The sequence below is a fragment of the Caulobacter sp. SRI_008 genome (assembly GCF_057586355.1).
In genome coordinates this window covers 176,456-195,805 of the sequence record NZ_JBYCZS010000004.1, presented here as the reverse complement: position 1 = coordinate 195,805, position 19,350 = coordinate 176,456, and the positions used below count along the sequence as shown (strand labels likewise).

The following is a 19,350-nucleotide window of genomic DNA, read 5'->3' as shown; positions in this document are numbered from 1 at the left end:
ATCGTCGCCTGGACGCCGCGGCAACTCTTCTCGGTGCGTGTAGCAGCCTCCTCGCTCCAGGGGAAGCGAGGCGCCGCAGCGCAACACAGAGATCATGCAATTTTCACGCGGCGCCGTCGGAAGAGGCGGACGGCGGCGGCCCCCGCGTCAGTCGGGGCGCGACGAGACCGCCGGGGCCGGCGCGACCGTGGGCTTGCGCGAGAGGGTCTTGGCGAAGTCGATCATCGGCGCCTCGATGAAGCGATAGGTCAGGCTGGCCAGCGCCGCGGAGACCGCCATCACCGAAACATAGAGGACGATGAAGGCGGCCGTCGGCCAGCCTTCGAGCCGGGCGACCACCGTGTCCAGCACGTGCAGGACCAGGAAATGCAGCAGATAGACGCTGAAGCTGATCTTGCCGATGTAGCGCAGGACGCGGTTGTCGATGATCGGCCAGGACGCCTGCATCGTGAAGAAGACAAGCCCCGTCAGCATGGCGCTGACGACCAGCGGATTGCGCAGCGGCCCGAAGCCGAACGCGCCGACGCCGCAGAGAAGCAGCAGCACGGCCAGCACACCACCGTTGGCGTAGGGACGCAGCCGCTGGACCGCCGGCGCCGCTCCCAGATGATAGACCACCACGCCGAACAGAAAGGCCGGCAGGTTGGTGAGGAAGCCGAAATGGACGAAGTGCGAAAGCGCCTCGGCCTCCACCCGCCCCGCCAGCAGGACCGGCAAGGCCAGCCGGGAGATCACCGACAGCGCCACCCCCGCGACGGCCACGACGAGCGCGCGCCTCAGGGTGGTCATCGTGGCCAGCAGGAACGGGAAGATGAAGTAGAACAGCGCCTCGCAGGCGATGCTCCAGCCGCCGGGGACGATGTCGTTGATCGCGCTGGGCGACAGGCCGTGCACGAAGAACACGGTGAGCAGCACGTTCTTGACCACGGCCGCGTCGATCTCGTAGCCCGGCGAAGTGATCCCCCGCAGCGCCAGATAGAGCACCACCGCCAGATAGAACATCGGCGCGATCCGGAAGAAGCGCCTGATGTAGAAGTCCCTGGCGACGAAGGCGCGGCCGGCATAGGCGCCGAACATCGTGAAAGCGCTGACGATGAAGAACAGCTGGACGCCGCGGAACCCGAAGCTGGCGAAGCGTTCGAGCGCGAACGGAAGGCTCGGGATCGCCTGGCCGACGTGTATCAGCACGACCCCGCAGATCGCGAGCCCGCGCAAACCGTCGAGATAGCTGAGCCGCGCCCCGCCGATCGGCGCGGCCGGTCGCGCCGCCTCGAGCGCGGCCGCATTTTCATGCCGCTGATCCATCGCCCCCGACCTTCCCCGCCCAGAACGAACACCCCTCCAGGAGGCATTCACCGGGCGCTCCACCCATAGCCGATCGCGACGCCGAGCGACAGGCCCGCCCTCCGCCAAACTCAACCAGGGGAAGCTTTGTCAAAAATCTCGTCCACTTCGAGCAAAAATTAGGCAAGAGCCGCGAAGAGCCCCATCCACGACTCCATGCATACCTCAAATTTCCCCGTATATCGAAATAATGGCGCCAACTTGCTTCGAATTTATATTACCATCGGCTCGCAACGCACAAAAGCATGCAAAATCAACACGACAGTCATCTTAACTATAGATCGATTCACGCCCAGTAAGCTTGACCATTACATATCTTTCGGGAGCACAATTCATGGAACGTCGTTTTTTCATCGGCGCAATGGCGTCATTGATCGGCGCCGTTTCGGTGAGCGAGAGCCTGGCCGCTTCAAACCAGGCGGCCGGTCAGGCTGCGCGCGTGAAGATAGCGCCCATCGGTGACAGCCGGACGGCGATCGTCACCTTCGATCTTAACCGCATCCAGGGCGCGTCGCAGTGCCACTACAACTGGGCGAACATGCTGCACCGGCAGCGCTTCCCCCTCTCCGGCGTGTTCGCCACCTCGGGCTTCACCTCGACCCAGGCGCTCGACTGGCTGCCTTCCGCCCTCGACTCGGGCGCGGCGTTCCTGTCGATCCTGCTCGGCGTCAACGACGTCGCCGCCGGGCTTCCCGTCAGCCAGACGGTGGCCAACATCAACTACATGATCGCCAAGGCGCAGGCCGCCGGCATGCGGGTCTTCCTGTTCACCGACCCCGGCAACCAGGCGATGAGCGTCAGCCAGGCGGCCAGTTTCCACGGCTCGGGCGGCCTCAACGATCAGCTGCGCGCCATCGCGGCCGCCAGCGGCGGCCAGGTGATCCTGGTCGACTGGATCCCGATCCTGCTGTCCAGCACCAGCCCCATCACGTTCCGCTCCGGCTATTCCTATGACGGCATACATCTGGACGTGCCGGGGGCCATCGCCGGCGGCGACTTCTTCGCCAGCGTCGCGGGTCCCTACCTGCCGGCCGAAGCCGATCCGGCCCCCAGCGGCAACCTCGTCATCAATCCCGACTTCGCCACCGCCACCGGCGGCTCGCCCGGCGCCGGCAACAGCGGCGTGCTGCCCTACAAGTTCTCGGGCGGCGTGGACAACGCCAACTGCGGGGCGGTGTTCTCGCTGAACACCCGCGCGGACGGGCTCAAGGAGATCGTCGCCGCCGTCACCACGGCCAACGCCGCCACCGCGCTGGGCGGCGTCCGCGTCAACCAGGCCCTGCCCATCGCCCAGTTCCCGAAGAGCGGGCGGTTCCTGGTCGGCTGCCAGATCGACGTCGACGCCGGCTTCACGAACCTGGCCGACGTCGGCTGCCAGCTTGACTACAACTACAGCGACGGCACCTTCGCCCAGGCCTTCCAGGCCCGGTCTTCCAGCGGCAAGCGGGTGATCCCCTCGACGGGCGCCCGAAAGCTGACGGTGGAAAGCCTGCCCCACATCGTTTCCGACACCAAGACCCTGACCAGCGTCACCGTGCGCATGACCGCGCGCTGCCTCGGCGCCGGCCAGGCGACCGTTCGCATGCGCAGGCCCTGGGTGGTCCCCGCCTAGCCCCGATCCAAGCCGGAGGAGAACCGCCGTGCAGAATAGACGACTGTTCCTGGCCCAGGGCGCCGCCCTGGCCGCCGCGCCCGGGCTGGCTTCGGCCCGCGACAGCCTGCCCGTCTACCGCGCCGCCGACCTGGCCGACAGCGTCGGGGTCTGCACGCACCTGTCGTGGGGCAGCACTGTCTACACCACCAAGTTCGACCAGCTGCTGCCGCTGATCGTCGACGCGGGCATCAAGCACATTCGCGAAGAGGTGTTCGTCAAGACCGACTACCCCTACAACTATCCCTACTTTCAGAAATGCCGGGCGCTGGTGGCGCAGGGCGTGCGCTTCTGCTGCATCGCCGCCCGCCTCAACCCCGAGCCGACCCCCGACGACTTTCTCTATATCGAGAAGACCTATGACAACATGGACGGCGGGATCGAATACTTCGAAGGCGTGAACGAGCCGAACCTCTCAAGCTACACCAACTGGCAGGAGGCGAGCGTGCGGATGCAGATGTACCTGTACAACGCCGTCCGCAACTCGGCCAAGCTCGGCGCGGTGGGCGTCGTGGCCCCGAGCTATACCGGCAATGCGGGGAGCGTGGTCGGCGACATCAGCGGCTATGTCGACTACGGCAACGTCCACTCCTACCCGGGCGGCAACCACCCCGAGACGGTCAGCGCGGGCGCGGTGGACCGCTACATGGCGGCGGCCCGGGTGAACACGCCGCAGAAGCCGGTGATCTCGACCGAGACCGGCTACCACAGCGCCATGACGACGACGAAGTCGCACCCGCCCACGCCGCCGGAAATCATCGCCCGCTACCTGCCGCGCCGGCTGATGATCCAGTTCCTGCGCGGGATGACGCGCTCGTATCTCTATGAGTTCGCCGACTCCCGGGAGCGCGGCGAGGCCGACCCGGAATCCCACTTCGGCCTGGTCGACGCCAGCGCCACGCCCAAGGCTTCGTACCTGGCCGTGAAGAACCTGATCGCCATGTTCGCCGACACGGGCGACAGCTATGCGAGCAGCGTCGACATCTCGGTCTCGGGCGGGACCAGCGTCTACGCCGCCGTGTTCCAGCGCTCCGACGGCGACTACCTGGTGCCGATCTGGCGCGGCGTGGCCGACTACAACCCGACCACCCGCACCCTGATCGAGACCTCCAGCGAGGCCGTGCAGCTGGACGCCGCAGAAGCGCTCACCCTGGTGGACGTCCGCGCCCTGACCAACGCCGGCGAGGTGGTCACCACCATCGACGGCCGCCGGGGAACCAGCTTCAACCTGACCGTCGACAGCGCCATGCGGGTGGCCCGCTTCCGGCGCTAGCCCGCGGGCGCTTTCGCCGCCCCGGCTCAGCCGGAGGGTGCTTGTGCGGGAACCGCGCTGGTTCCAGTCTCAAGGCGAAGCTGGATGCCCGCGATGCGTCATCTGTCGGCCTCGCTCCCCGCTATCCCCGGCGCCGCCCGTCTCGAAATTCTCAACCGGCGGATGGAGGGCCTGCGCGCCCTTGCCGAGATCCAATCGCTGCTGGCCAGCAGCGACGTCGGCGTCGACGACTTCATGCAGATCGTGGTCGACAGCGTCCACCGGCTGATGGCCGGGCGCGGCGCCGTGGTCGAGCTCGTCGACGGCGACCAGATGGTCTATCGCGCGGTCAGCGAAGGCTATGCCGAGCATCTGGGCCTGCGCCTGCCCCGCGCCGGCAGCCTGTCGGGCCTGTGCGTCGAACAGGCCGCCATCCTGGTGTGCGAGGACAGCGAGACCGATCCCCGCGTCGACCGCGACGCCTGCCGCCGGGTGGGCCTGCGCTCGATGGTCTGCGCGCCCCTGTTCGACGGCGAGCAGGCGGTGGGCGTGCTGAAGGCCATGGCCGGCGAGGCCACCGCCTTCAATGTCGAGGAGATCGAGCTGCTGCGCCACATGAGCCAGACGCTGGGCGCGGCCATCGCCACGCGGGCCGGGGTCAGCGACCTGCGCCGGCTGCTGCAGGAGCGGACGGCGGCCCTGGAGCGGGTGGAGCGGCGCAACCAGCGGCTGGCCCAGCTGACCCTCGACCTGGCCGACGCCAAGCACGAGGCCGAGGCGGCCAACCGCGCCAAGTCGGAGTTCCTGGCGGCGATGAGCCACGAGCTGCGCACGCCCCTGAACGGCCTGGTCGGGTTTTCGGAACTGCTGGCCCGCGACGCGCTGTCCGGCGACGAGCGCGGGCGCTATCGCGGCTTCGTGCGCGACGCCGCCCGGGCCCTGCTGGCCATCGTCGACGACATTCTGGACCTCTCCCGCGTCGAGGCCGGCAAGCTGATGCTGGAAGACGGCGTCGTGGCTCCCGCGCGGCTGGTCGACAGCTGCGCGGCCATGGCCCGTCCCGACGCCGAAGCCAAGGGGCTGGCGCTGAGCCTTCAGATCGCGCCGGGGACGCCGGAGGCGATCGCCGGCGACCCGACCCGCCTGCGTCAGGTGCTGCTGAATCTCGTGACCAACGCCGTGAAGTTCACCGCCGAGGGAAGCGTGATCCTGTCGGTCGCGCCCGCCGGAGACGACCGCCTGCGCTTCACGGTCGCCGACACCGGCCCGGGCATCGCCCCCGAGGCGCGGGAGCGTCTGTTCCAGCCGTTCGGCCAGGTCGATTCCACCATCCACCGCCGCTATGGCGGCACGGGTCTGGGCCTGGCGATCTGCAAGCGGCTGGTCGAGCTGATGGGCGGAACCATCGACGTCGACAGCGAGGTCGGCAAGGGCTCGACCTTCTGGTTCGAGATCCCCGCCCGCCCCGCCGACCGCCCGGCCGAAGACGATCCCCCCGCCATGGCCGCCAAGGACGAGGCCCTGCGCATCCTGGTCGTCGACGACGCCGAGATGAACCGCGCCCTGGCCGAGGCCGTGCTGCGCTCGGCCGATCACGCGGTGGACTGCGCCGACGGCGGGGCGGCGGGCGTCGAGGCCGTGCGCGCGCGGGCCTATGACGTGGTGCTGATGGACGTGCGGATGCCGGGCATGGACGGCCTGGCGGCGACGCGGGCGATCCGCGCCCTGTCCTTCCCGGCCAGCGCCACGCCGATCCTGGCCCTGACGGCCAATGCGGTGAAGGCCGAGATCGACGCCTGCCTGGCCGCCGGCATGGACGGCCACGTGGCCAAGCCGATCGACATCGCCACTCTGCTGACCCGGGTGCGCGACGCCGCCCGGCTCAGCCGGCCGCGGCGCTAGTCGCCCCTCAATCCCCGATGAACCGGTACCCCACGCCCGGTTCGGTCAGCAGGATCTTCGGGTGGGCCGGGTCGGCCTCCAGCTTCTGGCGCAACTGGCCGACGAAGACCCGCAGGTACTGGGTGTCGTGCATGTGGGCCGGACCCCAGACCGAGGTCAGCAGCTCCTTGTGGGTCAGCACCTTGCCGCGCCCCAGGGCCAGGCGGGCCAGGACCTCGTATTCGCGCGGCGAGACCTTCACCACCGCCCCGTCGCGGGTGACCAGGCGCTTTTCGAGATCGAGCTCGACGGCCCCGGCGCGGATCGGGCCGGCCGGCGCCTGGGTCGCCGCCCGCTGGCGCAGGGCCACCCGCAGGCGGGCCAGCAGTTCGCCGACCCCGAACGGCTTTTCGACATAGTCGTTGGCGCCCTTGTCGAGGGCGTCGATCTTCTCGATCTCGCGATCGCGGGCCGACAGGATCAGGATCGGCCCGTCATAGAAGGCGCGGGCCTTCTCCAGCACCTCCTTGCCGTCCATGTCGGGCAGGCCGAGGTCCAGCACGACGGCGTCCGGCGACCACAGGGCGATGCCGCGCAGGCCCTCCTGGCCGCCGTCGGCGCGCAGCGGGTCGTAGCCGGCCGCGTCGAGCGCGGGGGCGAGGAACCGGTGGATCTGCGGCTCGTCGTCGATGACCAGGATGCGGGGGCGAAGCGCGCTCATGACCTGCTCATAGCAGATGGTGGGGCGTGGCGACGCCCTTGGGCAGGCTGATCAGCATCCGCGTGCCCTTGCCGTCGTGGATCGGGCTGGCGGCGGCGATGCGACCGCCCATGGCCTCGACGAAGCCCTTGGCGATGGCCAAGCCAAGTCCAACGCCCTGGCTGGCGCCCGGCGAGCGGTCGCTGGGGTCCTGCAGGCGGCGGAATTTCTCGAACACCCGCTCGAGGTCCGCCGGCGGAATGCCCCGGCCTTCGTCCTCGATGCTGATGACGACGTGAGCGCGGTCCTCGTAGGCGGCGACCTCGATGCGCGCCCCAGGCGGACTGTAGGCGATGGCGTTCTCCAGGATGTTGACCGCCACCTGCTCCAGCAGGTTCGGGTCGGCCTGGACCAGGCTCAGCGTCTCAGGGAAATCCCGCACCAGCACCCGGCCGTCGAGGCGGCGAGCCACGCGGTCGGCGGCGGCGGCCAGCACGTCGCGGGCGTCGATCCAGTCGGTGCGCAGCTTCAGGCCGCCGCCCTCGATGCGGGTCATGTCCAGCAGGTTGGCGACGTAGCCGTTGAGGCGCTCGGCCTCCTCCTTGATGCCCAGCGCCAGGTCGGCGCGCGCCGGCGGGGCCAGCTTGTCGCCATAGTCGATCAGGGTGGTGGCCGCGCCCAGCACCGTGGTCAGGGGCGTGCGCAGGTCGTGGCTGATGGAGTTCAGCAGGGCGTTGCGGAAGCGGTCGGAGCGGCGCAGGGCCTCGGCCTCGACCGCCCCGGCGGCCAGTTCGGCGCGCTGCAGGGCCACCGCGCCCTGGTCGAGCAGGGCCAGCAGCAGGCGCTCCTCGTCGGAGCCGGAGACCACGGTCCCGGCCTCGATCCCGGCCACGCCGGCGCGGGCGCCCAGGCCCTCCAGCGGCCAGAAGGTCCAGGCGGCCTGAGGCAGGGTGCCGGTGCCGGCGCCGGCCGGTTCGCCCTTCTCCCAGGCCCAGCGGGCGGCGGCCATGGGGGCGGTCCCCAGATCCGTAAGGTCGGGCGCGCCGGCGGCGGGGGCCAGTTCGTCGCCCTCCGGCAGGAATACCACCGCCCGCGCACCGGAGGCGGCGGCCGCCTGCTCGGCCAGGGCCTTGGCCACGGCGGCCTTGCCCGAGGCGGCCGAAAGCGTGCGGCTGGCGGCCAGCAGGCTGGTCACCCCCGCCGCCCGCTTCTGCGAGCCGATGGCCTGGTCGCGCACCCGGCCCGCGAGACCGCCGGTGGCCAGGGCCACGGCCCAGAACACGATCAGGGTCAGCACGTCGGTCGGCGAGCCGATGGCCAGGCTGTAGCGCGGGGCCAGGAAGAAGTAGTTGTAGACGAGGAAGGCCGCCGTCGCCGCCGCCAGGGCCGGACGCAGGCCGTGCATGACCCCGGCCGCCAGCACGGCGGCCAGATAGATCATCCCCAGCTCGACCCGGTCGAAGGCCGTATCCAGCGCCCAGGCCACCAGGCTGGCGGCGACCACGAAGCCGCCGCCGGTCAGGTAGGCGGGCCAGTCGAAGCGGCGCGGTCTGGGAACCGGCGGCTCGACGCTCCCCTCCCCGCCCGCGCCGGTGACCACGTGGATCGCCTCGCCCCGGGCCTCACGCAGCAGGGCGGCGGCCAGGGAGCGGCCGGTCAGTTCCTTCCAGCGCGAGTCCCGCGACTTGCCGATCACGATCTGGGTGACGTTGTTGCGCCGCGCCCAGGCCATGACCGTGGCGACCACGTCGGTCCCGGTCAGCACGACGGTCGAGCCGCCCAGCTGCTCGGCCAGCTTCAGGGCCTCGCGGGTGCGGGCGGCGGCGGTCTCGGGCGGCGGCGGACGGTCGGGGCGCTCGACATGGGCCAGGGTCCAGGGCGCGTCCATCATCATGTCCGACAGCCGCCGGCCGGCCCGGACCAGCATGGAGGCCATGGCGTCGCCGCCGGCCAGGACGAGGATCCGCTCGCCCGCCGCCCACGGCCCCTCGACGCCCTTCTCGCGCATGGCCGCGACCAGCTGGTCGTCGACCGTCTGGGCCGCGCGGCGCAGCGCCAGTTCGCGCAGGGCGGTGAGGTTCTCGACCTTGAAGAAGTTCTCCGACGCCAGGCGGGCCGTCTCGGGCACATAGACCTTGCCCGCCGCCATCCGCTCGCGCAGCTCGTCGGGGGTGATGTCGATCAGCTCGATGTCGTCGGCGCGGGCCAGGGCGCTGTCGGGCACGGTCTCGCGCTGGCGGGCGCCGGTGATGCGCAGCACCACGTCGACCAGGCTTTCCAGGTGCTGGACGTTCAGGGTGGTCCAGACGTCGATGCCGGCCGCCAGGATCTCCTCGACGTCCTGCCAGCGCTTGGGATGGCGCGAGCCGGGCGCGTTGGAGTGGGCGTATTCGTCGACCAACAGCAGCTTCGGCCGCCGCTCCAGGGCCGCGTCGAGGTCGAACTCCAGATAGCTGCGCCCCCGGTTCTCGGCCGGACGGCGGGGCAGGACGTCCAGCCCGCGCAGCAGGCTCTCGGTCTCGCGGCGGCCGTGGGTCTCCACGACGCCGACCAGCACGTCCTGGCCTTCCGCCTTCCGACGACGGGCGGCGCGCAGCATCTCGTAGGTCTTGCCCACGCCCGGCGCCATGCCCAGGAACACCTTGAGGCGCCCCCGGCGGGCCTTGTTGGCGGCCGCCAGAAGCGCCTCGGGGTCGGGGCGGCCCCTTTCGGGGTATGAAGAGGGGTCGCCCGCCAAGGCCTAGCCGACCATCGGGAAGCGCTCGTCCAGGGCGCGGTTGACGTCCAGCACGTTGACGCGCGGCTGGCCGATGAAGCCCAGCAGCGGCGGCTTCACGGCCGCCTCGATCATCCCCAGCACCTCGCCGCGCGGGGCGTTGCGGGCGGCGGCGATGCGCGGGGCCTGCAGGCGGGCATAGGCCGGCGAGACGTCCGGATCCAGGCCCGAGCCCGAGGTCGTGACCGCGTCGGCCGGAATGGCCGCACCGTGAAACTCGGCCCGCAGGGCGGCGGCGTCGGTCTTCTCGCGCTCGATCAGCTTGTCGTTCAGCGGACCCATGTTGGAGCCGCTGGATGCGCCGGCGTCGTAGCCGTTCCCGGCGGCCGACGGACGGCCGTGCAGGTACTCGGCCTTGGCGAAGACCTGGCCGATCAGCTCGGAGCCGACCACCTGGCCATGGCGGTCATGAACCAGCGAGCCGTTGGCCTGCTGCGGGAACGCCGCCTGGGCCACGCCGGTGATCGCCAGCGGATAGGCCAGGCCCAGAAGGACGGTGAACAGGCCCATCGAGACGAGGGCCGGACGAAGATGCTTCAGCATGTGGGCCTCCTCTAGAACACGGCCTTGAGCGTGGCGACGGCGCGGCTGTCGTACAGCTTGCCGAAGTCATGCTCGGACGTGTCGTGATAGCGCAAGTCCAGCGCCAGCTTGTCGGTGAAATTCCAGGTCCCGCCCAGATTCCAGGTCGTGTAGTCGCCGGGGCCGGCATAGGTCTGGCGGCCCAGGGCGGCCGAGACGCTGATGGCCTTGGCGAGCGGATAGCCGCCATTGACCTCATAGTAGGTCGCCTCTTCGGCGGTCCCGAAGCCGTCGGGGCTGTGGAACACCGCGGCCCCCACCCCACCCTTGCCGGCCGGAACGCTGGCGGCGACCTTCAGCTCGGCGTTGCCGTAGTCGGCCCCGCCCGGCGCGCCGACATAGCCGTAGTAGATGACGCCCAGGTCGAGGGTCGCGGGACCCAGGGTGGGCTTCACGCCCGCATAGAGGTCCACCTCGGCGTCGGTCTTGTCGCCGAAGTCGACGTTCGAGGCCCAGACGCCGGCGTAGACCTTGCCGGCGGTCAGGTCGGCGCCGCCGAAGACCTGCGGGTCTTCATCGGTCTGGCTGACGCCTCGGAACACATAGTCTGAGGCCGCGCCGAGGTTGAAGGTCACGCTGGGGGCCTCGGCGCGGGCGGCGCCGGCCAGGGCGAAGACGAGGCCCGAGGCCATCAGCAGCGAAGAGAACTTGGACATTTGATAGAGCGCCTTTCACGACGCGAGGAGTTCGGCGGCCTTGGCCGCCAGGAAGACGAGCCCGATCGCCCCGAGGCCGAAGACGAGGTCCGGAACGATCGGGCGGTTCATCAGGCCAGGCCCAGGGTCGAGACGATCATGTCGATCAGCTTGATGCCGACGAACGGGGCGACCAGGCCGCCCAGGCCGTAGATCAAGAGGTTGCGCGACAGCAGCTTGCCGGCGCCGATGGCGCGGTACTTCACGCCCTTCAGGGCCAGGGGGATCAGGGCGACGATCACCAGGGCGTTGAAGATCACCGCCGACAGGATGGCGCTCTGCGGGCTGTGCAGCTTCATGATGTTCAGCCCGCCCAGGGCCGGCAGGGCGACCACGAACATCGCCGGGATGATGGCGAAGTACTTGGCCACGTCGTTGGCGATCGAGAAGGTCGTCAGGGCGCCGCGGGTGATCAGCATCTGCTTGCCGACCTCGACGATCTCGATGACCTTCGTGGGGTCGCTGTCGAGATCGACCATGTTGCCGGCCTCGCGGGCGGCCTGGGCGCCGGTCTGCATGGCCACCCCGACGTCGGCCTGGGCGAGCGCGGGCGCGTCGTTGGCGCCGTCGCCGCACATGGCCACCAGCCGGCCCTTGGCCTGCTCGGCGCGGATCAGGCGCAGCTTGTCCTCGGGGGTGGCCTCCGCCAGGAAGTCGTCGACCCCGGCCTCCGAAGCGATGGCGGCGGCGGTCACCGGGTTGTCGCCGGTGATCATCACGGTGCGCAGGCCCATGCGGCGCAGGTCGGCGAAGCGGGCCTTCACGCCGGGCTTGACCACGTCCTTCAGGTGGATGACGCCGACCAGGGCGCCGTCCTCGCTGACCGCCAGCGGCGTGCCGCCCGAGCGGGCGATGCGGTCGACGGCGGCGGCCACCTCGGCGGGGATGCGCTTGGGGTCGATGGCCAGGCTGCGATAGACCGCGTCCACGGCGCCCTTGCGCCAGGACTGGCCGGCGAAGTCCAGGCCCGACTGGCGGGTCGCGGCGCTGAAGGCGATCGAGGTCGCGCCGGCCGGAACCTCCAGGGCCAGGCCCTGCTGGCGGCCCAACTCGACGATCGAGCGGCCTTCCGGCGTCTCGTCGGCCAGCGAGGCCATGACGGCGGCGCGCAGGGCCGCGTCGGGACGCACGCCCGGAGCGGCGATTACCTCGGTGGCCATGCGGTTGCCGAAGGTGATGGTGCCGGTCTTGTCGAGCAGCAGGGTGTCGACGTCGCCGGCCGCTTCCACCGCGCGGCCCGAGGTGGCCAACACGTTGACCTTCAGCAGGCGGTCCATGCCGGCGATGCCGACGGCCGAAAGAAGCCCGCCGATGGTCGTCGGAATGAGCGTGATGAACAGCGCGCCCAGCACTAGCGGGTCCAGCGCCACGCCCGAGAACTTGCCCAGGCCCAGCAGGGTGACCACCGCGATCAGGAAGATCAGGGTCAGGCCGGCCAGCAGCACGGCCAGGGCGATCTCGTTGGGCGTCTTGCGGCGGTCGGCGCCCTCGACCATGGCGATCATGCGGTCGAGGAAGGTCGAGCCCGGCGCGGCGGTGACCCGCACCTTGATCCAGTCGGAGACGACCGTGGTGCCGCCGGTGACGGCCGAGCGGTCGCCGCCGCTTTCGCGGATGACGGGGGCGCTTTCGCCGGTGATGGCGGCCTCGTTGACGCTGGCCATGCCCTCGACGATCTCGCCGTCGGTGGGTACGACGTCGCCGGCCTCGACCAAAACGAGCTCGCCGGGGACCAGCTTGTGCGCCGGGGTCGGGATCACCGTGCCGGCCTGGTCGTCGATGATCAGCTTGGCCTTGGTGGTCACCCGGGCGGCGCGCAGGCTGTCGGCGGCGGCCTTGCCCCGGCCCTCGGCCACGCTCTCGGCCAGGTTGGCGAACAGCACGGTGGCCCAGAGCCACAGCGAGACCTGCACGGCGAAGCCGGCCGACTGCTGGGCGACGATCGCCGCCACGGCCGACACCGTCGACAGCAGGGCTACGATCCAGGTCGCGAAGATCACCGGATTGCCGGTCAGCTTCCGCGGGTCGAGCTTGAGGAAGGCGTCCTTGGCCGCGCGGGCCAGGATCGGGGCGGAGAGGCCGCCGGCCAGGCTGGCCGGCTTGCGCCGGCCGCCTTCGACGGCTCCGTTTTCGTAGGTTGTCATGGAAGTGCGCTTTCGATCAGCGGTAAGCGATCAGTGGCTCGAGGCGACGAAGGCGAGCGCCTGGAAGTGCTCGACGATCGGCCCCAGCGCCAGAGCGGGGAAGAACTGCAGGCCGCCGAGGATCAGGATCACCCCGATCAGCAGGCCGACGAAGAGACCGCCGTCGGTCGGCATGGCGCCGGCCGTGGGGGCGAGCTTGGGCTTGGCCGCCAGCGCCCCGGCGATGGCCAGCACCGCGACGATGGGAGCAAAGCGCCCGAACATCATCGCCAGGCCCAGGGTGACGTTCCACCAGGGGGCGTTGGCGGTCAGGCCCGCGAAGGCCGAGCCGTTGTTGGCCGTGCCGGAGACGTAGGCGTAGAGGATCTCCGACAGGCCGTGGGGTCCGGCGTGCATCAGGCCCTTCAAGGCTTCCGGCAGGATCGCGGCGAAGGCGGCGAAGCCCAGCATGAACAGCGGGATCACCAGCACCGCCAGCATCGAGAACTGGATCTCGCGGGCCTCGATCTTCTTGCCCAGATACTCCGGCGTGCGGCCCACCATCAGCCCGGCGACGAACACCGCCAGCAGGGCCATGACGACCATGATCGCCACGCCCGAACCGATGCCGCCGGGCAGGATCTCGCCCAGCTGCATCAGGAACATGGTCACCCCGCCGCCAAGCGGCATCAGGCTGGAATGCATGCCGTTGACCGAGCCGTTGGAGGCCCCGGTGGTCATGGCGGCCCAGACGGCGGTCGAAGGCGCGCCGAAGCGGACCTCCTTGCCTTCCATGTTCACCGACGCATCCACGTGCGCCGCGACCTGGGCCGGCGGGGCCTGGGTCTCGGTGACGTAGATGGCCGCCGCGCCGGCGCTCAGCAGCACCATGGCCGCCACGACCAGGGCGCGAACGTCCTTCTTGGCCAGCACGCTGCGGCCAAAGGCGAAGAAGGCGGCCCAGCCCAGCACGTTGATCGACACCGCCGTGATCAGGTTGGTCAGCGGGGTCGGGTTCTCGAACGGATGGGCGGAGTTGGCGTTGAAGATGCCGCCGCCGTTGATGCCCAGCTGCTTGACGGCCAGTTGGCTGGCGGTGGCGAACAGCGAGATCTTCTGCTCGCCGCCCTCCAGGGTGTGGGCGGTGACGCCGGCGGCCAGGGTCTGGGGCACGCCCAGGGCCACCAGCACCAGGGCCACGACCACGCACAGCGGCAGCAGCACCCACAGCGTCGTGCGGATCACGTCGCTCCAGAAGTTGCCGACGTCCTCGCCCTTGCTGGCCAGGAAGCCGCGCGCCAGGGCCGCCGCGATAGCCGCCCCGGTGGCGGCCGAGACGAAGTTCTGCACCGTCAGCACCAGCATCTGGCTCAGCGTCGACATGGTGGTCTCGCCGCCATAGCTCTGCCAGTTGGTGTTGGTCACGAAGCTGACGGCGGTGTTGAAGGCCAGGTGCGGCGAGAGGCCCGCGAAGCCCTGCGGGTTCAGCGGCAGCACGCCCTGCAGGCGCAGCACGCCATAGACGAGGAAGAAGCCGACGGCGTTGAAGGCCAGCAGCGCGCCGGCATAGCCGATCCAGGTCTGGCCCTTGCGCGGATCGACCCCGCAGGCGGCGTAGAAGAGGCGCTCGACCGGGCCGAGCACGGGGTCGAGCCAGGTGCGCTCGCCGTTCCAGACGCGCGACATGTAGACGCCCAGCGGCCAGCCGATGCCGACCGCCAGGCCAAGCGTCAGGGCGATTTCCGCCCAGCCTTGCCAGTTCATGTGAGTTTATCCGAAGAGCGTCAGAAGCGGTCCGGCCGCATCAGCGCCGTGACCATGTAGGCCGCGACGACGATCGCCCCGGCTCCCCAAAGCGCGTTCACAAACAAGGTCATGCGCGCCTCAATGCGATGGCGAACAGGCCGAAGGCCGCAAACAGCCCTCCGCCCAGCGCCAGGAAAATGATGTCAGCCACGTTCGGCCTCCTTCCAGTTGGCGCGGAAGGGACCACGGAGCCGCGTAAGGGCTCCATTCGGGAGATGTGAGCCGCGCATAAGCGCCGCATAAAGAGCGGCGACCGCGGCAAGCGATGCTGCAACGCAGCGCGTTCAAGGGTCCAGCTTGGCGAGATCAAGGTTTTCGGCAAACTTTGCCGGCAGCCTTAAAAACAAGGCGTTATCGTGACAAGCGCCCCGTTTCCGAACAACTTGGCGCCGCGGGGAAATTTACTCTTGTTTGCATCGCAAAATCGCGAAACGGTGGCAGCCGATCCAAGTCACGCGCGTTCTGGGCTCATGTCACCGCTGTTTCCAACCTTGGTCATCGTGGCCCTGCTGGCTCTGCTCATCTGGCCCAGCATCGAGCCCCGCCTGCGCCGCCGCGGACGCGGCCGCAGCCGTCGTCGCAGCTATTTCCGGGATTAAGTTCCGGGATTAGGGCGCTGCTCCCCTCTCCGTAAAATCCCCGCGAAAGCGGGGACCCAGGCTTTTTCCGTTCCCTCTCCCCTTGCGGGAGAGGGTGGCCTGCGAAGCAGGTCGGGTGAGGGGTCTCTCAGATCTCAACACCGCGTGCGGCGGTCAGGCCGGGTGAAGCGTCTCAGGTCTGAGAGACCCCTCATCCGTCGGCCTTCGGCCGCCACCTTCTCCCGCAAGGGGAGAAGGATCGCGGAAGGGGATAGAGCGCTGCCAATCCCCGTCGAGCTCAGATCAAACCCCAACCAATCCAACCCCTTACAACTTTCTCACCGCTCTGGATCAGACGCGCTCAAACCACCCGCATAATAACCCCGTCTCGCCGCACCGAAGGGGCGCGCGGCCAGCGACCATGCGGCGGCGGGATGCGATCGAGCGGGACTGGGGCGGATTGGGAAGATCCGTCGCGTCCGGGGACCTGGCGCTGGCCAGGCCCGCCCGTCGTCGGCTTGGGCGAGGATTACAGAGCACCCCTCTCCTCGTCGCCGCCTGGAAGGGAAACCTCGAAGGCGGTCCTGGTAAGGCGTTAAGAGCGCCGCCGCCCGGGAAGCCGGCAGCCAAACGACCGCGCGGAGCGCCTTGGCTTCGTCGAAACGGTAACAACACAAAGCACCTCCGGGCGTAGCCCGGGCGCTCCGCTCCCCTTCATCAACTCGCAGCGAAAGCGCGGGGCCATAAACCCGTTCCCTCTCCCCTTGCGGGAGAGGGTGGCCTGCGAAGCAGGTCGGGTGAGGGGTCTCTCAGAACTCAAAACCGCGTGCGGCGGTCAGGCCGGGCGGAGCGTCTCCCATCCGAGAGACCCCTCATCCGACGGCCTTCGGCCGCCACCTTCTCCCGCAAGGGGAGAAGGATCCCGGTTACGACTCCAGCTCGATGTCCCAGTAGAGATAGTCGAGCCAGCTGGCGTGAAGGTGCCCCGGCGGGAACTTGCGGCCGCGGTCCTGCAGCTCGTGCATCGAGGGTCGGCGCGCCGTGTGGAACGGGTGCATGCCCGCCTCGCGCGGGGTGCGCCCGCCCTTGGCCAGGTTGCAGGGCGCGCAGGCGGTGACGATGTTCTCCCAGGTGGTGCGGCCGCCGCGCGAGCGGGGGATCACGTGGTCGAAGGTCAGGTCCTCGGGCGAGGCGCAGTACTGGCAGCTGAAGCTGTCGCGCAGGAACAGGTTGAAGCGGGTGAAGGCCGGCGGCCGCTCCTGCGGCACGTACTGCTTCAGCGACACCACGCTGGGCAGCTTCATCTCGAAGGACGGCGAATGGACCACATGGTCGTAGGTCGAGACGACGTCGACGCGGTCGAGGAACACCGCCTTGATCACCTCCTGCCATGGCCAGAGGGACAGCGGATAATAGCTCAGCGGCCGATAGTCGGCGTTGAGCACGAGCGCCGGCATGCCGGACGGGGGGCGGGTCAGCACCTGCATCAGGGCCTCCCGCTCATGGAACCGACGAGGTCCCTATGGGGCTGGTACGCGGTCGGACTGAAGACGGGCCTCCTTCCTACGCAAATCAGGGAATCGCCATTCACTCCCGGACGCACAGAAAGGATGATCCCAATCGGCGACAGAACCAAGACGAAGCTTGCGAAAGTTCGCCCCCTACGCCGTCAGACTGATCTCGCCGCGCCGAACGCCGCCATAGCAGGCCCAAAGAAGATGCGCCGCCACGCCGCGATAGGGTTTCCAGGCCTCCGCCCGGACATAGGCCGCCTTCTCATTGGGACGAACCTCCAGCCCGTCGGCCCAACGCATGGCTTCCTGCAAGGCGACGTCGCCGCCGGGGAAGACGTCGATGCGGCCCTCGCAGAACATCAGGAAGGTCTCGGCCGTCCAGCGGCCCACGCCCTTGATGGCGACCAGGGCCGCCACCGCCTCGGCGTCGGGCAGGGCCTTGAGGGCGTCGAAGTCGCAGGCGCCCGTCAGATGCGCGTCGGCGATCTCGCGCAGATAACGCACCTTGGGCCGCGACAGGCCAAAACCCTGGAGCGCCGGATCGTCCAGGGCCATCAGGGCGTGCGGCGTCATGTCGGGCAGGCCCGCCTGCACCCGCGCCCAGATCGAGGCGGCGGCGGCCACCGAGATCTGCTGCTCGACGATCATGCGAGCCAGACCGGCGAAGCCGCCGGGCCGCAGCCGCCATTCGAAGACGGGGGTCACCGCCTCCAGGCGGCCGAACAGCGGGTCGGCCTGCGCCAGGTGGGCGCGGGCGGCGGCGATCAGGTCGGGGGTGGGAGCAGAAGCGGAGATCACGCCGGCGAGGAAGCCCTCGCCGGGGATGGCTGGCAATCCGAAACTTGCGGCGGGCTCACGACCTCAGCCGATGGCGACGATCTCGACCTCGCCGCCGGCGACCATGGCGGTGTCGCCGACGCCCTTGCCCATCAGGGCGCGGGCCAGGGGCGAGACGTAGGAGACCGAGCCCTTGGCCGGATCGGCCTCGTCCTCGCCGACGATGCGGAAGGTCTGGGTGCGGCCGTCCTCGCGGTCGAAGGTCACCGTGTCGCCGAACTGCACGCTGGTGCGGCTCTCGTCGCGCTCGACCGGCTGGGCGGTGCCACGGCGGGCCGACCAGTAGCGCAGGTCGCGGGTGGCGCGGGCCATGGCGGTGCGATCTTCGGCGACGCCGCCAGCGGCCTGGGCCGCGGCATAGGCGGCGCGGGCGGCGGCGAACTCGGCCTCGATCATCGCCAGGCCTTCGGCCGTGACGAGATTGGGCTGGGTCGAGATCGGACGGTCGGGAAGGTCGGCGGCGAAGGCCTCGGCGTCGCCTTCCTTGGTGAAGGCCACGCTCATCGGGCGTCTCGCGGGAAATGGGAAAAGACAGTCATCAGACGGAAACCCGAGGTGTCGCGGGTCGTTCCGCCGGCTCGGCTATGGCCGAGCAGAGCGCTCCGATCAAGATGGGGATCAAGTCGAGCGGCGCACCCCGGCGGCCGTCCCCGGACAGGCCGGGACGGCCGCGACGGACATTTCGTCCTTACAGCGCGATCGCGAGCACGGCGCCGGCGACGGCCAGAGCAGCCACCAGGAAATAACCGATGGCGACGCGGTCGAAGATGCCTTCGAAGGCTTCAAAGCTACGGTTGGTCATCACACACATCCTTGAAAGTTGTTTCGCGCCGACCCCCTCGGCCAGCGTGGTCCAGCGGCGGTCTCTTGATCGGCCGATCCATCTGAACGATGCTTAGATAACACAGATCTGAGCAGCGTCAAGATATCTTGACAATGTTTGGATGAATTTTCGCTACGTAAGGGATAGAGTGCCGCCCGATGACTCTCGCCTCGCCCGAAGCCGCCCGCCCCTATCACCACGGCGATCTCAGCCGCGCCCTCGTCGAGGCCGCCCGGCGGATCCTCGAGACCGACGGCCCGGCGGCCCTGTCGCTGCGCGCGGTGGCCCGCGAGGCCGGGGTCAGCCCGGCCGCGCCCTACCACCACTTCAAGGACAAGGGCCAACTGCTCGACGCCGTGGCCCACGAAGGCTGGGTGGCGCTGGACGAGGCGCTGATGAAGGCCCGCCACGACAGCGAGAGCGACCGCCAGCGGATGACCAATCTGGGCGTGGCCTATGTCACCTTCGCCCGCGACAACCCGGCGCTCTACCGGGTGATGTACGACTGCTCGCGCGACAAGGACGCCCTGCCCGACCAGATGAAGGAGGAAGGGGCCTACTGCCAGGTGCGCAACACCATCGCCCACCAGGCCGGCCCCGGCGTCTCGGAGATCGACCTGGAGCTGGCGACCATCGCCGCCTGGTGCGCCGGCCATGGCCTCGCCGAAATGAGCGGCTTCAAGCAGTTCGCCGGCCTGAAAGCCATGCTGGGCGGCGAGGAAGCCTTCCTGAAGGCCGTGTTCGACCACCTGGGCATGTTCGCTAAGTTCGATCGCGGATGATCTCCT

Annotated in this window: 14 protein-coding genes; 4 read left to right on the top strand and 10 right to left on the bottom strand. The window is 69.5% G+C overall.

What is annotated here, in order from left to right; translation table 11 throughout:
* Positions 1-147: 147 nt before the first annotated feature.
* Positions 148-1,305, bottom strand: a complete 1,158-nt coding sequence (locus AC2YHT_RS05760; RefSeq protein ID WP_487288617.1) for an acyltransferase family protein — start codon at positions 1,303-1,305, stop codon at positions 148-150.
* Positions 1,306-1,678: 373 nt separating this feature from the next.
* On the opposite strand from AC2YHT_RS05760, the gene AC2YHT_RS05755 reads away from it, so the two are divergent.
* The 3 genes from AC2YHT_RS05755 to AC2YHT_RS05745 all read left to right on the top strand — a co-directional run bounded on the left by AC2YHT_RS05755 (position 1,679) and on the right by AC2YHT_RS05745 (position 6,149).
* Entirely contained in the window at positions 1,679-2,956 is a 1,278-nt protein-coding gene (locus AC2YHT_RS05755; RefSeq protein WP_487288616.1) for an SGNH/GDSL hydrolase family protein, read from the top strand.
* 28 nt (positions 2,957-2,984) lie between these two features.
* On the top strand, positions 2,985-4,268 hold the full coding sequence (locus AC2YHT_RS05750) for a hypothetical protein (protein WP_487288615.1): 1,284 nt from the start codon (positions 2,985-2,987) through the stop codon (positions 4,266-4,268).
* Between the two features lie 93 nt (positions 4,269-4,361).
* Complete coding sequence (locus AC2YHT_RS05745) at positions 4,362-6,149, top strand: ATP-binding protein (RefSeq protein ID WP_487288614.1); 1,788 nt, start codon at positions 4,362-4,364, stop codon at positions 6,147-6,149.
* 7 nt (positions 6,150-6,156) lie between these two features.
* Here AC2YHT_RS05745 and AC2YHT_RS05740 read toward each other — a convergent pair whose 3' ends face one another.
* The 9 genes from AC2YHT_RS05740 to greA all read right to left on the bottom strand — a co-directional run bounded on the left by AC2YHT_RS05740 (position 6,157) and on the right by greA (position 18,243).
* Positions 6,157-6,849, bottom strand: coding sequence for a response regulator (locus AC2YHT_RS05740; protein WP_487288613.1), 693 nt, complete (start codon positions 6,847-6,849; stop codon positions 6,157-6,159).
* 7 nt (positions 6,850-6,856) lie between these two features.
* The gene (locus AC2YHT_RS05735) at positions 6,857-9,457 is read right to left on the bottom strand and encodes a DUF4118 domain-containing protein (RefSeq protein ID WP_487288648.1); all 2,601 of its coding nucleotides are present in this window, start codon (positions 9,455-9,457) and stop codon (positions 6,857-6,859) included.
* 111 nt (positions 9,458-9,568) lie between these two features.
* Complete coding sequence (kdpC, locus tag AC2YHT_RS05730) at positions 9,569-10,147, bottom strand: potassium-transporting ATPase subunit KdpC (protein ID WP_487288612.1); 579 nt, start codon at positions 10,145-10,147, stop codon at positions 9,569-9,571.
* Between the two features lie 11 nt (positions 10,148-10,158).
* Positions 10,159-10,842, bottom strand: coding sequence for a TorF family putative porin (locus AC2YHT_RS05725; RefSeq protein WP_487288611.1), 684 nt, complete (start codon positions 10,840-10,842; stop codon positions 10,159-10,161).
* Positions 10,843-10,952: 110 nt separating this feature from the next.
* Positions 10,953-13,025 (bottom strand): potassium-transporting ATPase subunit KdpB, encoded by a 2,073-nt coding sequence (gene kdpB / locus AC2YHT_RS05720; RefSeq protein WP_487288610.1) that lies wholly within the window; start codon positions 13,023-13,025, stop codon positions 10,953-10,955.
* A 30-nt stretch (positions 13,026-13,055) separates the two neighbouring features.
* Positions 13,056-14,768, bottom strand: a complete 1,713-nt coding sequence (kdpA, locus tag AC2YHT_RS05715; RefSeq protein WP_487288609.1) for a potassium-transporting ATPase subunit KdpA — start codon at positions 14,766-14,768, stop codon at positions 13,056-13,058.
* Positions 14,769-16,314: 1,546 nt separating this feature from the next.
* On the bottom strand, positions 16,315-16,878 hold the full coding sequence (locus AC2YHT_RS05710; protein ID WP_487288647.1) for an HNH endonuclease: 564 nt from the start codon (positions 16,876-16,878) through the stop codon (positions 16,315-16,317).
* Positions 16,879-17,049: 171 nt separating this feature from the next.
* Entirely contained in the window at positions 17,050-17,736 is a 687-nt protein-coding gene (locus AC2YHT_RS05705) for a DNA-3-methyladenine glycosylase family protein (RefSeq protein ID WP_487288608.1), read from the bottom strand.
* Between the two features lie 27 nt (positions 17,737-17,763).
* Positions 17,764-18,243 (bottom strand): transcription elongation factor GreA, encoded by a 480-nt coding sequence (gene greA / locus AC2YHT_RS05700; protein ID WP_110117907.1) that lies wholly within the window; start codon positions 18,241-18,243, stop codon positions 17,764-17,766.
* A gap of 477 nt (positions 18,244-18,720) precedes the next feature.
* Here greA and AC2YHT_RS05695 point away from each other — a divergent pair, with 477 nt between their 5' ends.
* Complete coding sequence (locus AC2YHT_RS05695; protein WP_110117906.1) at positions 18,721-19,344, top strand: TetR/AcrR family transcriptional regulator; 624 nt, start codon at positions 18,721-18,723, stop codon at positions 19,342-19,344.
* Positions 19,345-19,350: the final 6 nt, after the last annotated feature.